Raw genomic sequence first — 17,775 nt, 5'->3', positions numbered from 1 at the left:
TCCCAAAAAGCAATAAAAATCGTATCGGCCGTTCCTCCGGGATGGAGAACGACAAATAAAATCGTTACTACTCTTCTGTCCTTTTGCCTGAGATTGTGAACCCTTCGGCGCCGCGATTCCTCACGGTCTCTCCAGAAGCCGCTCCTGCTATAGTGTGATCCATAGCAATCAAAGCATGCTGCTAACTATTAAATTTATTTATCAATCGTAATCCCGGGTAAAGATTTTGTCAATGACAATTCCTCCTCTGAAAACATGCCCATTTGCATTGACAACCTGTTCGCTACAACTATATATTTTATGATAATGAGAATCGTTATCATTATTAATAATGATTCTAAATAAGTAGCGATTCTATCTCAGAACCGAAAGGGTGCTCTCATGAACACGAAACGCAAGTCCTTCACAACCCTCTTCCTTTCTTCCATCCTTGCCGTGGCATTGGTTGGATGCTCCAGTCAGCAATCCAGCTCCAGCGCTTCTCCGTCTCCGTCTGAAAGTGCCCCGGCCAGCACCGAAGCCCCCAGCGCGGAAACTTCTGCTTCCCCCGCCAGCACCGAAGAATATCCGATTGTGATCAAGCACGCCCTCGGCGAAACGGTTATCAAGAGCAAGCCGGAACGCGTCGCGACCATTCAATGGGCCAACCATGACGTGGTTCTTGCCCTCGGAGTGGTTCCGGTCGGCTTCTCGGCTGCGAACTTCGGCGTTCAAGACGGCAGCGGCCTCCTGCCGTGGACCAAGCAAAAGCTCGATGAGCTCGGCGTGAAGGACCCGAACGTCTTCCAGGACACCGACGGCCTTGATTTTGAAGCAATCTCGGACTCCAACCCCGATGTCATTCTCGCTGCTTACTCCGGCATTACCCAGGAAGATTACAACACGCTCAGCAAGATTGCACCGGTCGTTCCCTATCCGACGGCGCCCTGGGCTACCACCTGGCGTGAGCAAGTGACGATGAACGCAACCGGCATGGGCATGAAGGCCGAAGGCGAGAAGCTCATTCAAGACACCGAGAACATGGTGAATGAGAAGCTGAGCCACTACCCTCAGATCAAAGACAAGAAAGTCGTTTGGGTCAACTTCAATGCGAAGGACTTCTCCAAGCTGCACATCTATACGCCCGTAGACTCCCGCGTCTCCTTCCTGTTTGAGATGGGCATGGTTTATCCGGACAGCATCACGAAGCTGATCACGGACCCGAAGAAATACTCCCTGGAGCTGAGCGTCGAGAATACGGAAGCTCTCTATGATGCCGATCTGATCATTGGCTATGGCAATGACGCCCTGCTCAAGACTATCCAGGCTGATCCCCTGCTTGGTAAAATCCCTGCGATCCAAAGAGGCTCCGTCGCATTCATCGACTCCGACACGCCCCTTGTAGCTGCCGGCACCCCGAATCCGCTCTCGATCGCGTACACCATTGATGATTACCTCAAACTCATCGGAGGAGCTGCCGACAAGGTCAAATGAGTACTTCCTCGGGTTCAACACGCACATCCCCCCACTCCCAAATTCCGAAGAACTTCGCGATCATCCTGTTGATCGGTCTGGTGCTGCTCGGGCTTTGCGTAGTGGCCTCTCTGGTCTTTGGCCCCCGGCTGGTGAAGGTTCCGGAGCTGATCGACGGGCTGTTTCATCCTGACGTCGATTCCTATGGAGCCAACGTCGTTCGCAAGCGAATCTCGCGAACTGTCTTCGGGTTGTTCTGCGGTGCGGCGCTCGGCGTTTCGGGTGCACTGATGCAATCGGTTACCCGCAACCCGATTGCGGACCCGAGCATTCTGGGCGTGAATACCGGCGCCGCCTTGTTTGTCGTTTGCGGAATCGCCTTCCTGAACATCAATACAGCCAGTGAGTACATCTGGCTGGCCTTGGCCGGGGCGGCGATCACGGCGATATTTGTGTTCGGCATCGGTTCGATGGGGCGTGGCGGTGCCACGCCCATTAAGCTTGTATTGGCGGGCGCCGCTATCAGTGCTGCTCTCTCTTCCCTGGTCTCGGCGGTCATGATTCCACGCGCTTACGTCATGGACCAATTCCGCTTCTGGCAAGTCGGAAGCATCGGCTCAGGAAGCTGGAGCGCTATCGCTACGTTTACCCCGTTTCTGATCGTCGGCGTCGTCATCGCCTTCCTGACAGCGCCTGCGCTCAATGCGCTCGCGCTCGGAGACGATGTCGCAACCGGGCTCGGGGTTCGAACAGGCGTGCTGCGCCTTATTGCGGCGCTGGCCGGTGTCCTTCTGTGCGGCACAGCTACGGCGCTGGCCGGCCCTATCGGGTTTGTCGGCCTTCTCGCTACCCACCTCATGCGCCTTGTTTTGGGGCCCGACCTGCGGTTTGTCATCCCCATGTCTGCTCTCTCGGGAGCCGTCATTCTGATCTCCTCCGATGTTGTCGGCCGACTCATCGCCAGTCCCGGAGAGCTTGAGGTCGGGGTCGTCACCGCCTTTGTCGGAGCTCCGCTATTAATCATCCTTGCGATGAGATCGAAAGTGCGTTCCTTATGACAACTCATTCGATAGCCTATATTGCTGCAGGCCGCCGTCAGAGACAACGCCGCTGGATGCTGGTTACTTGCCTCCTTACGGTGCTCGCCCTCATCCTCTGCTGTGCCATGCTCCTTCTGGGAAACACCATCTATCCGGTGAGGGATATCCTTCGGGCCCTTTCCGGGGAGGAGCTCAAAGGAGTCAGCTTTGCCGTAAACACCGTTCGCTTGCCGAGAATGCTGGCGGGCCTCTTCGCCGGATTTGCCTTCGGCCTAGCCGGGAACACCTTCCAGACGATGCTGCGCAACCCCCTCGCGAATCCGAATGTAATCGGCATCACCTCGGGGTCAAGCGTAGCAGCCGTCCTCTGCATCACGGTGTTCCATTCGAGTCGGGCGACGATCTCGGCCGCATCGGTTGCGGCTGGGCTCGCCACCGTCCTCGTCATCTATGTGCTGTCCAGAGGTAGAGCGTTCTCCATCGGGCGCCTGATCCTGATCGGCATCGGCATTCAAGCCATGCTGGACGCCCTCATCTCTTACCTCCTGCTCGTTGGGGCACAGCAGGACATTCCCGCCGCCATCCGATGGCTCACGGGCAGCCTGAACGGCATTCAGCTGTATGAGCTGCCTCCACTGATCATTACTGTGCTGATCTTTACGCCAGTCGTGGCCTTGCTCGGGAAGCATCTCAGTCTGCTGGAGCTTGGGGAGCAAGCCGCCACCTCTCTCGGCATCCACACCGACCGAACCCGGATCGCCCTCATCGTGAGCTCCGTCTGCATGATCGCAATCGCTACGGCCACCACAGGACCCATCGCCTTCACCTCCTTCCTTTCGGGACCGATTGCGAAGAGACTCGTCGGAGTGGGCTTCTCGAACGTCATTCCGGCTGGGCTTGTCGGTGTGAATTTGGTGTTGGCGGCTGATCTGGTCGGACAATTTGCGTTCCAGTACCGCTTCCCGGTGGGCATCATGACGGGGATTCTCGGAGCGCCGTATCTGATCTTCCTGCTGATCCGAATGAACCGAAAGGGAGTTTTATAATGAGACCGACACATCAATTTCAGGCGGAGCAGCTCGTAGCGGGTTACGATCAGAAGACGGTTATCCATGGAATTGATCTCGTGATCCCGGACGGCCAAATCAGCGTCATCATCGGAGCGAACGGCTGCGGCAAGTCGACGCTGCTGAAGACGCTGGCCCGGCTGATCAAGCCGACCTCCGGCAAAATCACCATCGACGGAAAGCCCATCGGCAAAATACCGCCGAAGCAGTTCGCGCGGGTGGTGGGTCTGCTGCCGCAATCGCCTATCGTTCCGGAAGGGATATCGGTCGCAGACTTGGTTGGGCGCGGGCGCTTCCCGCATCAATCCTTGTTCAGCACCTGGTCCAAAAAGGATTACGAGGCGGTTGCCGAAGCGATGCGGATCATGGACATCACCGAGTTCGCGAATCACAACATTGACGAGCTGTCCGGCGGTCAGCGCCAGCGCGTATGGATTGCGATGGCCCTGGCGCAGCAAACCGACATTCTGTTTCTCGACGAACCGACCACCTTCCTGGATATTACCTATCAGGTCGAAATTCTGGATCTGCTCACCGACCTCAACCGAAAGCACGGCACGACGATCGTCATGGTGCTTCACGATATCAACCTGTCTGCACGTTATGCCGACCACATCTTTGCCCTGCAAAAAGGGAAACTGGTCGCGGAAGGCACACCGTCAGAGGTGGTCACAAGCACCTTGGTGAAGGACATCTTCGGTCTCGATTGCTCCGTGATTGCCGACCCCATCTCAGGCTCCCCTATGGTGGTGCCCAAAGGCCGCTATCATGTTCAGAATGCTGCGACTACGTAACGTTCCGGTGCTTCTCTCTCCATGCAGAAAGATGGTGCCCCTCAGTCGTCTTCGATGACTTATGGGACACCATCTTTTTTAAAATTACCAAATGGCTTTCCAGCATCTAAATAGCCCATTTCTGAAAAACGATCTACTAAAGTTCTTGTTAATTGCTGGAGCTTTGCTCTTATTCAACAGTAAGATTAATGGACTGATACTTTTTTATTGCATCCTCGACAGAATCACTTGGTCCCGAAAGAACAAAGTCTGGATTTACAAGTATCATGGTTGAAAAATCCTTTGTAGTATACATCAGTACCTCATCGAAGTGTAGAAGAGATGTTCCGATCTTATTTCTGAAGATCAATAGTTGTCTCTCATTCGATACACCTTCTGAAGCATGATCAAAGACATACTCAACATTATTTATGGTAATGCTACCTTCAAAACGTGGATTACTAAGTACAGGGTTCTTCTTCGTTAGTTGAATCTTGATCTTAAAGTCACGACCTTGTGTATCCGTCTGTCCCTTCATATGTTGGTTCACGTAAATCCCGTTTATATCATACATCGTTAGAGATGTATCAATTACTTCCTTCCTTGTGGACAAGAGAACGAAAGTAAAGGCTAGAAATAGAATACTGATTGGAATGATCACCATAATTTTCCTTCCTAACCGAATGATAACTCCTCCAGTCTGATTGAAATGCGGACGCTTCCCCGCCCCCTCTACTCCGTCGGTGGATCGGTGTGCAGGTCTTCATCCCGTTCCGTGAAATCCCAGCGAGAGAAGGTAACCTCGAAGCCTTCCCGGGTTGGCGCGCACGCGAAAGGACCCGCTTGATTTCCCGCCGCGTAGGGAAACCGAGCCACCCGAATCGTGCGCCATGCATGATGAGCGGTCCGAGCCCGAAGGATTACCGCATCCTTCAGGATGGAGGCGCGAAGGGTCACTTCCTCCCCCACCCATTCCGGTACGGCCGCAAGCGACCAGTCGGAGTAACCATCGGTTACCACCGCAGAGAGCTGGGGGATGCCGTCATTGATCTCGATCCCCGTTTTGATCCATTGTGCCGGCCCATGGTACAACAGGATACCGGCCTGATCATACAATTCGGTAAAGGACGAGAGTTGGAACGTTACCTCGACGGCCGTTTCAGGGTCCCACTCCGCAAGCAGAGCGGCTCCATCCTCAAACTCAAATCCGTACAGGGTCTTCTTCCAGAAATCCCTTCCCTTTTCGGGTGCAACCTTCAAGGATCCCCCTTCTCTTCGGGCAGCCAGCGGCGCATTCAGCCAGCTCCCGGCCTCCCAGTCCATTCTCTTCCTCGTCACGGCGTACTCCTCCTCACGAAGCCCAGTCCCTTCTCTCCGCCAATGGCAGAAGACCTCAGCATCGCCTGAGAGAGAACCGGTATTTTTGTCAGTATACCATTCCCGATTAGGGAATCGGGCTTCGATTTTCCGCCGAGAGCATGGAAGACCCCTGTCTTTTCTAACCTTTCTACCCGCGTCCTACCTTTCTTTTACCGGCTGCAGCAGGGTCAGATGATACGCATTCCCGCCCCCCTCGGGTTGGTCGTTGCGTATGTGCTCTTCGAAACACAGCCGCGACCGATCCGTTTGGTAGCTGCTGTCCTTGGACAGTGCGGCTGTTAGGGTATTCCACGAAGAGGGAACATCGTCCCCCGCCTCCAGCATCGCGAAAAGACCGCCAGGCAATACCATTTCCTTCAGGTGATCGGGAACGGGGACACCGTCCGGGATGGTCACACACATCCCATAGCCGTACGGGGCACCCGGGCGGCTTGGCAACGGCTTCACATTGCCGCCTAATAGACGCGCGGTACTTATCAAATTCGAGGCCTTCACCCACTCGAGCACGGGAGCGATGGCTTCGTCTTCCGGCGAGACCCCTACCGCAGTATGATAAGCGACCCTCATGGGCGGAAGGCTGATGATTTTGAACATGCGGCTTTCTCGTACACTTTGCATAAACAAGTCCTCCATCTTTGTCAGGATTTCGTCTGCAAGCAAGGAAGAATCCGTTCCTTGTGTCCGAAGGAATGCCAGAGCTTGCTCCAGCTGCTCTTGAAAAAGATGCAGGTCTGCTTTCTCTGCCTGCAGCTCCGCCATTCTCTTTTCCACAACGGCGGTTAACGAAGGGAGAGCTGCGGCAGCAAGGACCTCTTTGATGTCCTTAAGCGGAATATCCATCTTTCTCAAGAGTGCGGTAACCCGGATGCAGGAGAGGGCATGGCCGTCGTACATTCTCCACCCCGAGGATGCATCTCGCTCACTCGTGAACAACCCTTCGGCTTCCCAATGTCGTAAGGTGCGGCTCGTCAGCCCCAGCTGTTCCGACAGCTTGTTGATGGCAATCGATCGATTCACTTCAAATCCCCTTTCAGAGCGCTCTAAAAGTAGAGTAGCACTTGACGCCGCGGCAATTGCAAGGACTATTCCGAACCCTCTGACTCAAAAATCCTCCAAACTCAACTCCGCTCGCTCCGACCTGCCCGTGGGGACCGAGTCGTCATTTGCTAAGGATTGAAAGCGAAGCTTGGTATTCGATGTCCCCTGTACTTCATCAAGCGCTTGCTCAATCAGGAACGAGTATCGGCTGAATACCCATTCCGCCGAAAACCGATTGGGGCACGTGACCACCAGGGTATCGCCATCAACGGTTCCGGTGGTTTCCTTGAACCATGTATCGTAACTAGGGGGACTGAGCTTCTCTCGGATGACGTTCAATACTTCCGCCCACAGCAGGTCCCCATCAACTTTACCTGACGAGTGGAGTGGGGCAGCCTCCTTCTGAGCCGCAGAGCCGGTGTCCGCCAGCAGCAGCTCCTCAACCGAAAGGCCGAAGGCTCTGGCCAGCTGCAGCAGCACCTCCAGATCGGGGAGGGACTCTCCGTTCTCCCACTTGGAGACCGCCTGATGGCTGATCCCCAGCCGTTCCGAAAGCTCCACCTGCGTCCAGCCTGCCTCCTTGCGGAGCCATTGAATGTGTCGGCCAATCTTTTTGTTGTCCAGCATCCATCTTTCCTCCCGATTCCATCGATCTCGCCGTGCCTCTCAGCATTTCTCTCGTTCAACCTCTACAGAGTAAGACTAGCAGATCATTCCTATGAGCGGTATCGACAGGAGGTTGAACGGGAGGACGTTCCATAGATCGGTCCTGCAACTGTAGGTTGCAAAACTCTCGAACGCTTGGAAGCTGGAAAGGCCGCCCGCTGCCGGACGGCCTTTCCATGAACGGTTCCCCACATAGACCTCTTCTCGCTCTATCTGCTTAAGAGGCTTTGCCTACAAATTCGACGCGGTTGCGCCCCTTTTCCTTGGCTTGATAGAGCGCCTTGTCGACCCTCGCCAAGAGCTGGACCAGCGCGCCCTCCGAGGGGCCCCCCGCCTGCTCCTGTTCAAAGTCCTCAATCGACAGTCCCCCGATGCTGACGGTAACGGACACCGGATCGCCGCCGCTTCCAACCCGAATGTGATGGGCGGCCACCAAGCTCCTCACCCGCTCCGCGATCTGCTCCGCCAACAGGCGGTCCGTATGCGGCAGGTAGATGAGGAACTCCTCTCCTCCGTAACGAGCCAGCACATCAGTGCTGCGAATGGATTGCTTCACGGTCTGAGCGGTGTGGTAGAGGACCACATCCCCGATCACATGCCCATACTGGTCGTTGATGGCTTTAAAGAAATCAATATCGAAGAGAATGAGCGAGAACGGCGTTCGCCGTTGCAGGTTCACGCTGACCTCCCGGGTCAGCTGCTCCGTCAGATAGCGGCGGTTGTAGCAGTCCGTCAAGCTGTCCGTGAGGGCCATTTCCTCCAGCTTCTGATTGGCTTTGGATAACTCCTGAACCAGATGGCGCTCCTGGGAAACATCCTGAAACGTAATGATATGCCCGATGGGTACACGATAAGCATCACGAATGGGGGAAGCCTGCAGGATAAAATGCCGCAGGACCTCTCGCTGAACGGTGATTTCCACCTGCGACAGGGAGTTTTCCTTTTGCCTATACCGCTCCAAAAACTCCTTGGTGCTGCCTTCCACCCGAACGCCCGCGAGGAACTTCTCAATATCGAAGGAATCCCCCACGCTTCCATCCAGGAAGAATCGCAGCGCCTCGTTAACCTCTACAATGGACTCATTCTCGTCCAGAACAAGCATTCCATAAGGAATGGTGTTGATCACGTCCTCATGGGCGATGGACACGAGCTCGAACACGTTGTACCGCTTGATCACAAAGACGAAAAAGAGGTCGGACACCAAAATCCCGAGAGAAGTCAGCCCGGGAATGATCGGCAGCCACTCGCTCAGCACGACGTTCAGAAGAAGATCCACGCTGGCGAAGGCGGCCAGCACGAAGATGCCCCACAGGGTAATCTTCACCTGCTTCTTCGTCGTAGCCAAGGTCTTCGGCGACTTCAAGGCCCGGAACAAAAAGAACAGAGAGGCCACAAAGTAGCCTACGAGAATCGCGCTCATTGCCCAGAACCAAGAGCCGTAGCCCCGTTCGATGTACCCGCCTTCCAGCGGATTGACGAAGCGGTTCGACGGATTCAGAAGCACCCCTGCTGCAGCAAGCAGAGCGGGCGTAAATAGATAGGCGAGGTTTCGCCACCGAAGCTTACTCGCATTCCCGGTAAGAAAGATGGTGAGAAGAAGCCACCCGCTGGCCAACAGGGGGAAGGAAACAAAGGACAACGTCACGTAAACAAGCTGCAGCTGCGGATCTCGTGTGAAATCGGTAGCGAACTGGCACAGCGGCCAGATCATCATAAAGAAATGGAACAGGAAGTACACCTTATGTAAGTTGGTAATCCGAACCGTTGCAAATACATAAACAAACAAGGCAAACAAGAGGAGGAATAAATAGAGGTCAAACCCTGCTGGTGAGCTCACAAGTCTACTCCTTTATCATTCGACACAATCAGACGGTAAATTAGCCATATCTTATCATACGCCAGCAGTCGTTAGCCAGTTCCAACGATTCAAATCTCGCGCCTTCTCTTCGAGAGACAAAAAAAACAGGAACGAATCAGAGAGACCGCAAGGTCCCCCGTGAATTCGCTCCATCCGTTGGGTTCATGCTCTTACTGCTTGCGCGCTTTGCGGCCCACCGTGTCAGTCAACAGATTCTCGATCTGCTGCAGAAAGTCCGTGATGCTACCGATGATAATCGACCGTTTGCTCAACCTCAGGTTCAACCCCTCCAGCTTATCGCCAAGCGAGGTAACCAGCTCCGTAACCGACCCCACGCCCGATGCTGCGTCGTTGATCTCGGCGCTTGTTCGTTCAATCCCCGTAATGATCTGACCGCTGAAGCTCTTCGCTTCCAGGGTGCAGTCGGCAACCTCGCGGAAATCCTGCTGGACATTTTGGGCGTATTGATAATTGTCTTCAATGGTTGCGGTGGTTTGGTGAATGCTTCCTTTCAGGGAGTCCATGCTGTGATAGAGCATCTTGACGCTGTCATCAATGCCCGTAACCAGCTTGGCCGTAGAGGTGGACAGCTTTCGGATCTCCTCGGCTACCACCGCGAATCCCTTCCCAGCCTCCCCTGCGCGCGCGGCCTCGATCGAAGCATTCAGTGCCAGCAGGTTCGTGCTGCTTGCGATCTCGGTAATGCCGGCGGACATGTCCTTGATTTGCTTGAAGTTCTCCTCCAGCACCTGGAACGCTTCGGTGATCGAGTGCAGCTCGCCGCACGTTCCGTCCAGCTTTTCCGACAAGACGCCCATCTTCTCATCCGCCCGTTGAACCGCCGTCTCGGTCTGGTTCATCACCCCGTCGATATTCTGAACATATTGCCGGAATGGCTTGAAGTTGGCGTCCAGGTTCATCATCATGTCTTGAATCCCTTTGATCTGGGAGTAGGTCGTCCCGATGTCGTGGATGGATTGGGTGACGAGAACCTCTTCATTCATGAATTGCCCGAACTTCTTCTCAATGTGCATAACGCCGTATAACACTTCTTCGTCGCTAGCCGTTGCCGGTTCGGGGTTCTGCGGAGCCGCAGGCGCTATGGCAGCCGCCGCTTGGTCTGTTTCGACCCTGTTCGTTGTGGATTTAAACCATTTCATCGGTCTACCCGCCTCTACTATTCAAATACAGCCAAGACCATCGTTTGGTTAAAATGCTGCTGCCCCAGCTGCTCTCCGTATCCGGCAAACCCAACATAATTCCCCAGGGCCGCACTCATCTCCTTGGCAAAATCATTCAGGTAGCCATCCCCTTCAAACAGCATGGACCGGGCCAAGCAATTCACCATAATGGCCAGAGAGGGCCGGGGAATATCCTTCTTGACCTCTGCAATTGTGGCATGGATAACCGACTTGTAATCGTCCGGCTCCAGGAGGACCATGTGCGAGTTGTTGTATACCTTGGCGTGATAGGCCATTCCCTGGTTTTCCGTAACCATCTGGTTAGCCGTGATATACATGTCATTTCCGATCACCCTGCCCATCGGATAGCTGTCCAGAAACCTCGAAAGCCCTTCTACCTTGGTATTCAATGCTTCGGCTACTACCTGGGCGGCTGGCCGATTGTCGTATTCGTGAACAATCCGGTTCCGCTCATCCACCTTCGTAGCCGTGAAAGAATGGACAGTAGGCTTGTAAATATTTTCACGATAAAACCGAACCTTGCCCCCCAGGTTCTTGATCAAGACAAAGGCGCAGGCATTCCGATACACGGTGCCGTTCAAGGCAATCATCGTTTGCTCTGCCTTCCCGAGGTCTCCTGCCGATCCGCCGAACAGGGGAATCCCCCTCTCTTCAAGGACGGAATTCAACGTGGACAGGACCAATTCCTCACAGCTTATGAGCGCCGTGGAAATCTCGAAGCACACCGTGTTCGTCGTATCGTCAAAATGGTTCAGGCATTGCTGGACGCGGTTCACATGCTTCAGGGGATACCGATCCGCATCCTCCAATACATCGGCGTAGCACTCGATCCCTTCCTCGATGCCCAGGACAAGCAAGCTGTCCTTGAAGGCTCCCTCCTTGCAAAAGCCCGCGAAGGTCGTGGACCCGAGAAGGACGCTGTCTGGAAAATTCTCCTTGATCTCTTCGTTCGCCTTCTCAAATTGCGGTACCGCCGAGAAAAACAAAAGGAGCTTCGGGGAAGAGAGCCCTCGCGTGGCCTCTGCCACCGCCTCCTTGATGTCGAGCTTTGAACTTCTGCCAACAGAATACTTCATGAATACCATCCTCTAGTGGAATGATTGCCTGGTCCGCCCGCCTATCGAATGGTCAGAACGGGTTTGTTGCGATAAAGCTTGCTGTTTTTATGTACACGCGCGGATTCAATTTCAATTGATCTACGATGAACTCCGCCAGATCCTCGGGTTGAATGAACTTCGACTCGTCGTTTTCCTTGATCAGCTTCAAGTCCTGTGCCATATCGGTTGCAACCGTGCTCGGGGTTAGCGTGGACACCCGAATGTTGTTGCGGCGTACTTCTTGAGCCAGGGATTCGGTGAAGCCGATCACGGCGAATTTCGATGCACTGTACGCGCTTGAGGTCGCGGCCCCGTTCAATCCGTTTGTGGAAGCGATCGTAATGATATCCCCGCTGTTTTTTTCGATCAATTGCGGGAGGACGGCACGCGTTACATAGTAAGTGCCCATCAGGTTGGTGTCGATCATGCCCTTCCATTCGTCCGGGTCCATCTCGAGAACCGTGCCGAACGTAGCGGTGCCCGCGCAGTTAATGAGAATATCGGCGGCTCCCAGCTCCTCCTTCAATTTGGCGACAGCAGCCTCTGCTTGCTCTCTTGAGGAAATGTCAACGGCTGCATAGGCTGCTTTCACGCCCAGCCCTTCGATCTCGGCCGCTACCTCCTTCAAGGTTGCTTCCGATCTTGCAAGCAGCCCGACGGCTACGCCTTCCTTAGCCAGTGCAATCGCCGTTGCTTTGCCGATTCCCCGTGCCCCTCCGGTTACAAGGGCTACCTTCGATTTTAACGTTTGTGTCATCGTAATGACTCCTCTCCGTTTTGTTCCCATTTTAGCCTGAAACCCGCGAATTCAGATCGCTGAAGGCAAGGGCGCATGGTTTTCTCCGAAAAGCTCGGTTTTCCTCAGTATACTATAGATGAGAAGGTCGAAATGTGTAGTTTTGGTTGAAAAGCACATGAAATAACCATTAATTCAGATCGTATAAAGCGCAGCTGGAGGCGATCCCCAGTGCCAATCCAGCTAATACCTCCAAAGGCCGATGCCCCAGAAGCTCCTTCAACAGGGGTTCCGGCGGCTTGCCTTTCGATGTCTCCGAGAGATGATGGGTGATCCGATTCAGCAAGGCCGCATGAATTCCGGCATGCCGCCGGATTCCCGCAGCGTCATACATGGTGACCACACATACGACAGCAGCAATGGCGAAGAGTGAAGAGCCGAATCCGTCAACAAGGCCCACTGAGGTTGCCAGAGAGGCGGTAGCCGCGGAATGCGAGCTGGGCATCCCTCCCGTGCTGAAGGCCCGTGAGGGCATCCACGATTTGCACGCGATAAGATTTAGGGGAACCTTGATGGCTTGAGCCAAGATCATCGAAATCAAAGCGGAGATGAGCGGGTAATTCGTAAGCATCTGCACGATCGTCACCCTCCTGTCGTCACTAGCTTTCCTCAATGTAAAACACAAATATAAACGGGTCATGTGCCTGTTTTAAATTCTTTATTAATTTTACACAAGTTGTCCACGTTCGCAGCTTCGAAACGAAAATCGGGCATCATACAAAAAGCCTCTTTCATCCTGGGATGAAAGAGGCTTAGGCTCAGCAGTAAATGGTGTTTCGCGTCAGACGGTAAGGAGTCTGGATTTTCACCAAGACTTCAATCTAAATGATACCAGAAGTCAAAATAACAGTCTAGTCATTTTCCCCAGAATTGGTATCCTGATAACACCGGGAATAACAGAAGGATGCGCATCCATCACCGAATGGGGTTAGCTTGTTTATGAAGGGACTAGACGGTAGTGAGGCTTTTTATTGGGAGCTTGTTCGGCCCATCATCGAGAGGCGGTTTCCTTCCTTGCTGGAACGACATGCGGCAGGACTGATCGGCTATGGCTCCGATGTTCTTGGCCACGATGATGCACTTTCGCGGGATCACGAGTGGGGAGCCCGCTGCCATCTTTGGCTGCAGGAGTCCGATTATGAGGAGTACGCCGCTCCCCTGAATGAAGCGCTTTATGAGGAGTTGCCGTTTTCCTTCAAAGGATATCCTGTTCGGTTTTCATTGGATGACAATCAAGAGGTTCTCATTCCCTACAACGGCACTGTCAATCTGCACCATGTCGCCATCACCACGGTTCACCGGCATATGCGGATTCAGTTGGGGGTACATGCCTTCCCTCCTTCCACCTTGGACTGGCTTGTCATTCCGGAGCAGAAACTAATGGAGTGGACACGAGGGAGGATTTTTACCGATCCCGTTGGCGACATCTCGCAGGTGCGTCAAACTCTAGCCTACCTACCCGATGAGATCTGGCGATTCAAGCTGAAGGAGGCCTGGGGTGGCTTCGGCCTTCTCTCGGTGGCCAAGCTTGCGGATCAGAGGGGCGAATCCTTATCCGCCCGAATGGCCATCAACCGGATCGTCGAGAAGGCCGTGCACCTCATCTTTCTCTACCACCGACGGTACCGTCCCGGCACCTATAAGTGGATCTCACGGGAGCTCTCCGGGATTAGCCCCGCGGCCGACCAGTTGAGCAAGCTTCTTGAAGAAGCTTTATGGGAGAGGCATGTTCCAAGAGCTGTTGAGCTGATTGAGGACGTTCTTCACCAAATCATCCACGAACACAACCGGTTGGGCTTAACCGAACCGATTACGCTTCTGCCTCCTCCCGCTTACGCAAGAGGGATGCAATCCTATTCCTATCGAAACCTGGAAACAGCTTTGCTGGACTCCCTCCCGGAGGAGCTGAAGCAGATGGAGCTATCCGGGGCGGTTGATCAATTCGTGACGAGTGAGGACATCTTAATCTGGGCCGATCACTACACGAAGTTTAAATCACTGTATACGATGAAGTCCGACATCGAAAGAACCGGAATCGGGGACATGATCGTCTAGGTGTAGCAAACAGCCCCTTCCGCTTGAACGGCGGAGGGGGCTGTCTTCCATCCTCATGCTTTTCTCGTAACCGGAATCCATACCTCAAATGCTGCCTCCGATTGCTGCTCATTCACCCAACGATACTTCTCCATCGAAGGCCCTTCCACCTGTTCGAACTGGGAGGAGGGGAACCACTCGGAATAGATCCGCTTCCATACCTCCTGAATGCCCAAGCCGATCTCCACATCCTCCGGGAACGTCTCACGTCCTTCAAACACCGCATAGGCTTGCTGAGGAACCTGAAGGGTCGTGAAGTCTGCCGGCACTTCGGTCCCCTCCGGCAGTTCCGTTCCCATCAGATAGTGCCTCGTGCCATCCTCGGCAAAGTCGAAGAAGTACCCGTTCAACAGCGAGCCAGCCGGCCGATTCACCGTCTCGTTAATCCGATCGTGCGTGCCGTCCTTCCAGATCTCCTCTACGAAGGCCGCGACCTCTGTAAACGGATCTTTCTTGATGACGACCGCCTTTCCTACTGCGGTTGAAGCCTTTTCCTCCACCAAACGATAATTCATTTCCGTTCCCCCTTTAATCTGAATTTGAAAGGAGATGCGGGGAAACGCTTTGAGTGGCACATTCATCCTTCTCGCGGCAAGCGGGGTTACCCCATGCATCCGCTGGAAGGCTTTGGCGAATGCCTCCGGGCTCTCATATCCATAGGCGAGGGCGATATCGATGACCTTCCGGTCCGTACCAGCCAGTTCCTCTGCGGCGAGCGTAAGTCGGCGATTCCGAATGTATTCGGTCACAGTGAACCCCATCAAAGCGTGAAACAGCCTCTGAAAATGATACTTCGAGGACATGGCGGTTCGCGCGATATCCTCTATCTCAATCGTCTCCTGGAGGTGATCTTCCACGTAATCAATGGCCTTTCGTAACAACTCAAGCGTCTCCACTCGTTCTCATCTCCTTTCTGATCCTAAGTGTAAAGGAACGGATTTGTGCCTTCCTGTGCGTGCGTGCTCTGATTTGTCCGAACGTTCCTCGTCACGCTGTTCTCTACTGCTTGCGGATCACCGGTACCCAGAGCTCATTCCGGTTCTCCTCCACCGGCAGGTAGCATTCGATGGCGGGCCATGGAGCGAGCTCATAGGAGGAGGCCGGGACCCACTCGGTGTAGAGCCGCCTCCAGATCTCCTGAAGCGCATCGGGAGCTCCCGGGGCATCGAACACCGCCCAGGTCGCCTCCGGGAAGTCCAGCTTCACCAGCCCCTCCGGGGGAGATGATTCGGAGGTAACCGCGAGGATGTAGTCGAACTCTTCCTTCTCCCCAAACTCTCCATTCGCACAAATGCCCAGAATTCCACTAATCTTGTGATCTGCCTTACGGACCTCCAAAAGCCGCTCAAACACACCCGTCTCCCCTGCTCTGCGCCACAGCTCCGGCACCTGTTCGAAGGCCTTTTCCGTCTTGACGCTGTGCTTGATGCCGACTACATGAAACGATCCAACTTCTTCCATCCGGTAGTTCATTTCCACAACCCCTTTAATCGAGAGTTGAAAGGACAGGCGGGGGAAGGTTTTCAGGCTCGTTCCGGCTTTGCGTGCGGCACTCGGGGTGACCCCGTGAAGATTTAGGAAAGCCCGCGCAAACGCCTCAGGCGATTCGTACCCGTACCGGAGGGCCACGTCGATGACCTTCTCTTCGCTGCCCTGAAGATCGAAGGCCGCCAAGGTGAGCCGCCGCCGCCGAATGTACTCGGACAAGGAGACATCCGTGAGAAAAGAGAACATGCGCTGAAAATGATACGCCGAGCAGCAGGCTGCTTTGGCTACCTCGGGGTATGCGATGTCCTCGGTCAGGTGGTCCTCGATATAGTCGATCGCCGCATTCATTCTTGAAACCCAATCCATTCCCTCTCCTCCTTTCTCCTCCTACGATAAGGGTTTGCGCTCTCTCCTGCCGTGCAATCGGTGCACGAAAGTGCTAGCTTGCTCATCCATGATTTTGCTTCCAGTATACCATCCAGCTCGCAGACTGTTTTCTTAAGGAAACAGGAAATGCTCGTTGATTGTCGAATCGTGGAAAGAAGACTTCCATCGAAGGCAAAGAGAACGACGTTCTTCGAGGAAGCGAATTCGTTCTATCACCATGGAGGGCAAACATGAGGAAAACAAGCTATTTCCTTTTCTGCGGATTGATCATTTTGGTAGTGATGATAACGGGTTGTTCGAAAAAGGACCCCAAAGACGTGAAACGAACGGTCGTCGGGGAGACGGAAAGCATCACCGTGGCCAAAGCGTTCCTTGGCGACATTCTCGCCTACAACCAGGAAAATGACAAAGACCTTACCCATATCGAAGAGTACACCGCCTTCTGGGACTATCTCAAGGGCAAGGGGCTAACCCAGAACTTATCCTCTACCATTCTGGACGCGACCCATTACGGTGATTCCGAATGGCGAACCATCGACGCGTTTTATTCCGAGCAAGTGAAGCCTCTCATCAACTACCTGTACGGGTACCAGTTGGAGGACTTCACTTATTCCTTCGACGAATCCTTGGGTAACATTGATGTTCATATCAAGCCGGAAACAATCGACAAAGGCATCTATCTTCTTAACGATCCCGCAGAAGCAGCCTTCCAGATTTTCGTCGAACGGGTGGCCAAGGAAGGCATCAAGGTCGTATCCGTCTATACGGAGCTGCCCAAAGCCTTAGAGAATAAGCACCTGTGGGTGGCCAAGGACCAACTTGACCCCTACCTGTCGCAAATCAAGACCCGGCTTGCCGAGCAGGACAAGGAGCTGGAGAAACAGAAGCAGGAAGAGGCCGCACAAGCCGCGCTCGATGCAAGCCTCCAGGCCGAGCAAGAGGAGGAGCAAAAGAAGCTTGAGCAAGCCCAACAGGAGCAGGAACAGAATGAGCGAAACGAGGCGCAATGCAGCGTAGAAACGCAATACGAGGATAAGGTGGTCCGCTTCCTTTACGATGGCTGTACAGCCGTTACCGGCAAGCTTGAATTGGACAATGAAATGAACATCACGAGAGAAGCCCGGGAGAATGACCTCTTGGGGGACTCGTTCACGATTGAAATCAAGGCTAAGGCCAACTCGGACCATCTCGCCTTCTCCGACTATGATGATGACAAGTATGATTTTGAATACTCGTCTCTGTTCGGGGAGTATGGATTCGTCAATAAGACGACGACTTCCTCCTCCGGTGAAACAAGCGAGTATTACGAGGGGATTGTTGCTGGCGGAGAACGGATCGTTATGGTAACGCTGCGTTATGCGGGGGAAACCCGCCCGGCCCGAGCGGATACTCTCCTGTTTACCTCTCTGAAGTTTCAGTAAGTGTCCCAGCAAAAAG

17 protein-coding genes and 1 riboswitch are annotated in these 17,775 nt (G+C 54.0%); of the genes, 6 read left to right on the top strand and 11 right to left on the bottom strand.

Annotated features, from left to right (window positions below; translation table 11 throughout):
* Nucleotides 1-65 precede the first annotated feature (65 nt).
* Nucleotides 66-145: riboswitch (glycine riboswitch) on the bottom strand.
* 236 nt (nucleotides 146-381) lie between these two features.
* The 4 genes from AAFN83_RS10245 to AAFN83_RS10230 are packed head-to-tail and all read left to right on the top strand — an operon-like array spanning nucleotide 382 to nucleotide 4,353.
* The gene (locus AAFN83_RS10245; protein ID WP_347768911.1) at nucleotides 382-1,473 is read left to right on the top strand and encodes an iron-siderophore ABC transporter substrate-binding protein; all 1,092 of its coding nucleotides are present in this window, start codon (nucleotides 382-384) and stop codon (nucleotides 1,471-1,473) included.
* On the top strand, nucleotides 1,470-2,510 hold the full coding sequence (locus AAFN83_RS10240; protein WP_347768909.1) for a FecCD family ABC transporter permease: 1,041 nt from the start codon (nucleotides 1,470-1,472) through the stop codon (nucleotides 2,508-2,510). Before AAFN83_RS10245 ends, AAFN83_RS10240 begins: the two co-directional genes overlap by 4 nt.
* Nucleotides 2,507-3,538, top strand: a complete 1,032-nt coding sequence (locus tag AAFN83_RS10235; protein ID WP_347768907.1) for a FecCD family ABC transporter permease — start codon at nucleotides 2,507-2,509, stop codon at nucleotides 3,536-3,538. Before AAFN83_RS10240 ends, AAFN83_RS10235 begins: the two co-directional genes overlap by 4 nt.
* On the top strand, nucleotides 3,538-4,353 hold the full coding sequence (locus AAFN83_RS10230) for an ABC transporter ATP-binding protein (protein ID WP_347768905.1): 816 nt from the start codon (nucleotides 3,538-3,540) through the stop codon (nucleotides 4,351-4,353). Before AAFN83_RS10235 ends, AAFN83_RS10230 begins: the two co-directional genes overlap by 1 nt.
* A gap of 169 nt (nucleotides 4,354-4,522) precedes the next feature.
* Here the strand turns inward: AAFN83_RS10230 and AAFN83_RS10225 are convergent, their stop codons facing one another.
* The 9 genes from AAFN83_RS10225 to AAFN83_RS10185 form a co-directional block, all read right to left on the bottom strand.
* Complete coding sequence (locus AAFN83_RS10225) at nucleotides 4,523-4,996, bottom strand: hypothetical protein (protein WP_347768903.1); 474 nt, start codon at nucleotides 4,994-4,996, stop codon at nucleotides 4,523-4,525.
* Between the two features lie 68 nt (nucleotides 4,997-5,064).
* Entirely contained in the window at nucleotides 5,065-5,670 is a 606-nt protein-coding gene (locus AAFN83_RS10220) for a DUF1349 domain-containing protein (RefSeq protein ID WP_347768902.1), read from the bottom strand.
* A gap of 180 nt (nucleotides 5,671-5,850) precedes the next feature.
* Nucleotides 5,851-6,729: a MerR family transcriptional regulator gene (locus tag AAFN83_RS10215; RefSeq protein WP_347768901.1), complete on the bottom strand. Its 879-nt coding sequence runs from the start codon at nucleotides 6,727-6,729 to the stop codon at nucleotides 5,851-5,853.
* Nucleotides 6,730-6,813: 84 nt separating this feature from the next.
* Nucleotides 6,814-7,377 carry a helix-turn-helix transcriptional regulator gene (locus AAFN83_RS10210; RefSeq protein ID WP_347768900.1) on the bottom strand — a complete coding sequence of 188 codons (564 nt, stop codon included), beginning with the start codon at nucleotides 7,375-7,377 and terminating at the stop codon, nucleotides 6,814-6,816.
* A 256-nt stretch (nucleotides 7,378-7,633) separates the two neighbouring features.
* Nucleotides 7,634-9,253 carry a histidine kinase N-terminal 7TM domain-containing diguanylate cyclase gene (locus AAFN83_RS10205; RefSeq protein WP_347768899.1) on the bottom strand — a complete coding sequence of 540 codons (1,620 nt, stop codon included), beginning with the start codon at nucleotides 9,251-9,253 and terminating at the stop codon, nucleotides 7,634-7,636.
* 191 nt (nucleotides 9,254-9,444) lie between these two features.
* Nucleotides 9,445-10,434, bottom strand: a complete 990-nt coding sequence (locus AAFN83_RS10200; protein WP_347768898.1) for a methyl-accepting chemotaxis protein — start codon at nucleotides 10,432-10,434, stop codon at nucleotides 9,445-9,447.
* A gap of 17 nt (nucleotides 10,435-10,451) precedes the next feature.
* Entirely contained in the window at nucleotides 10,452-11,552 is a 1,101-nt protein-coding gene (locus AAFN83_RS10195; RefSeq protein ID WP_347768897.1) for an FIST signal transduction protein, read from the bottom strand.
* 52 nt (nucleotides 11,553-11,604) lie between these two features.
* Entirely contained in the window at nucleotides 11,605-12,330 is a 726-nt protein-coding gene (locus AAFN83_RS10190; protein ID WP_347768896.1) for a 3-ketoacyl-ACP reductase, read from the bottom strand.
* A 169-nt stretch (nucleotides 12,331-12,499) separates the two neighbouring features.
* Nucleotides 12,500-12,940 (bottom strand): divergent PAP2 family protein, encoded by a 441-nt coding sequence (locus tag AAFN83_RS10185; protein ID WP_347769473.1) that lies wholly within the window; start codon nucleotides 12,938-12,940, stop codon nucleotides 12,500-12,502.
* Between the two features lie 443 nt (nucleotides 12,941-13,383).
* Here AAFN83_RS10185 and AAFN83_RS10180 point away from each other — a divergent pair, with 443 nt between their 5' ends.
* Nucleotides 13,384-14,424 carry a DUF4037 domain-containing protein gene (locus tag AAFN83_RS10180; RefSeq protein ID WP_347768895.1) on the top strand — a complete coding sequence of 347 codons (1,041 nt, stop codon included), beginning with the start codon at nucleotides 13,384-13,386 and terminating at the stop codon, nucleotides 14,422-14,424.
* Nucleotides 14,425-14,477: 53 nt separating this feature from the next.
* On the opposite strand, the gene AAFN83_RS10175 is transcribed toward AAFN83_RS10180, so the two are convergent.
* Together AAFN83_RS10175 and AAFN83_RS10170 are read right to left on the bottom strand one after the other, a co-directional pair.
* A complete protein-coding gene (locus AAFN83_RS10175) occupies nucleotides 14,478-15,359 on the bottom strand; it encodes an AraC family transcriptional regulator (protein ID WP_347768894.1) in 882 nt (293 codons plus the stop codon).
* A gap of 103 nt (nucleotides 15,360-15,462) precedes the next feature.
* On the bottom strand, nucleotides 15,463-16,317 hold the full coding sequence (locus AAFN83_RS10170) for an AraC family transcriptional regulator (RefSeq protein ID WP_347768893.1): 855 nt from the start codon (nucleotides 16,315-16,317) through the stop codon (nucleotides 15,463-15,465).
* Between the two features lie 251 nt (nucleotides 16,318-16,568).
* On the opposite strand from AAFN83_RS10170, the gene AAFN83_RS10165 reads away from it, so the two are divergent.
* Nucleotides 16,569-17,759, top strand: coding sequence for a hypothetical protein (locus AAFN83_RS10165; RefSeq protein WP_347768892.1), 1,191 nt, complete (start codon nucleotides 16,569-16,571; stop codon nucleotides 17,757-17,759).
* Nucleotides 17,760-17,775: the final 16 nt, after the last annotated feature.

The organism is Gorillibacterium sp. CAU 1737 (genome assembly GCF_039888655.1).
GTDB lineage: Bacteria > Bacillota > Bacilli > Paenibacillales > NBRC-103111 > Gorillibacterium.
Note: the sequence above shows the minus strand (reverse complement) of the source record. Positions and strands in the feature narration are given on the sequence as shown.

Bases quoted from the DNA above. Each gene is read 5' to 3' on its own strand.
- AAFN83_RS10185 (WP_347769473.1), bottom strand. From the start codon at position 12,940: ATGCTTACGAATTACCCGCTCATCTCCGCTTTGATTTCGATGATCTTG.
- AAFN83_RS10230 (WP_347768905.1), top strand. From the start codon at position 3,538: ATGAGACCGACACATCAATTTCAGGCGGAGCAGCTCGTAGCGGGTTAC.
- AAFN83_RS10170 (WP_347768893.1), bottom strand. From the start codon at position 16,317: ATGGATTGGGTTTCAAGAATGAATGCGGCGATCGACTATATCGAGGAC.
- AAFN83_RS10240 (WP_347768909.1), top strand. From the start codon at position 1,470: ATGAGTACTTCCTCGGGTTCAACACGCACATCCCCCCACTCCCAAATT.
- AAFN83_RS10245 (WP_347768911.1), top strand. From the start codon at position 382: ATGAACACGAAACGCAAGTCCTTCACAACCCTCTTCCTTTCTTCCATC.
- AAFN83_RS10190 (WP_347768896.1), bottom strand. From the start codon at position 12,330: ATGACACAAACGTTAAAATCGAAGGTAGCCCTTGTAACCGGAGGGGCA.
- AAFN83_RS10235 (WP_347768907.1), top strand. From the start codon at position 2,507: ATGACAACTCATTCGATAGCCTATATTGCTGCAGGCCGCCGTCAGAGA.
- AAFN83_RS10195 (WP_347768897.1), bottom strand. From the start codon at position 11,552: ATGAAGTATTCTGTTGGCAGAAGTTCAAAGCTCGACATCAAGGAGGCG.
- AAFN83_RS10200 (WP_347768898.1), bottom strand. From the start codon at position 10,434: ATGAAATGGTTTAAATCCACAACGAACAGGGTCGAAACAGACCAAGCG.
- AAFN83_RS10165 (WP_347768892.1), top strand. From the start codon at position 16,569: ATGAGGAAAACAAGCTATTTCCTTTTCTGCGGATTGATCATTTTGGTA.
- AAFN83_RS10225 (WP_347768903.1), bottom strand. From the start codon at position 4,996: ATGGTGATCATTCCAATCAGTATTCTATTTCTAGCCTTTACTTTCGTT.
- AAFN83_RS10210 (WP_347768900.1), bottom strand. From the start codon at position 7,377: ATGCTGGACAACAAAAAGATTGGCCGACACATTCAATGGCTCCGCAAG.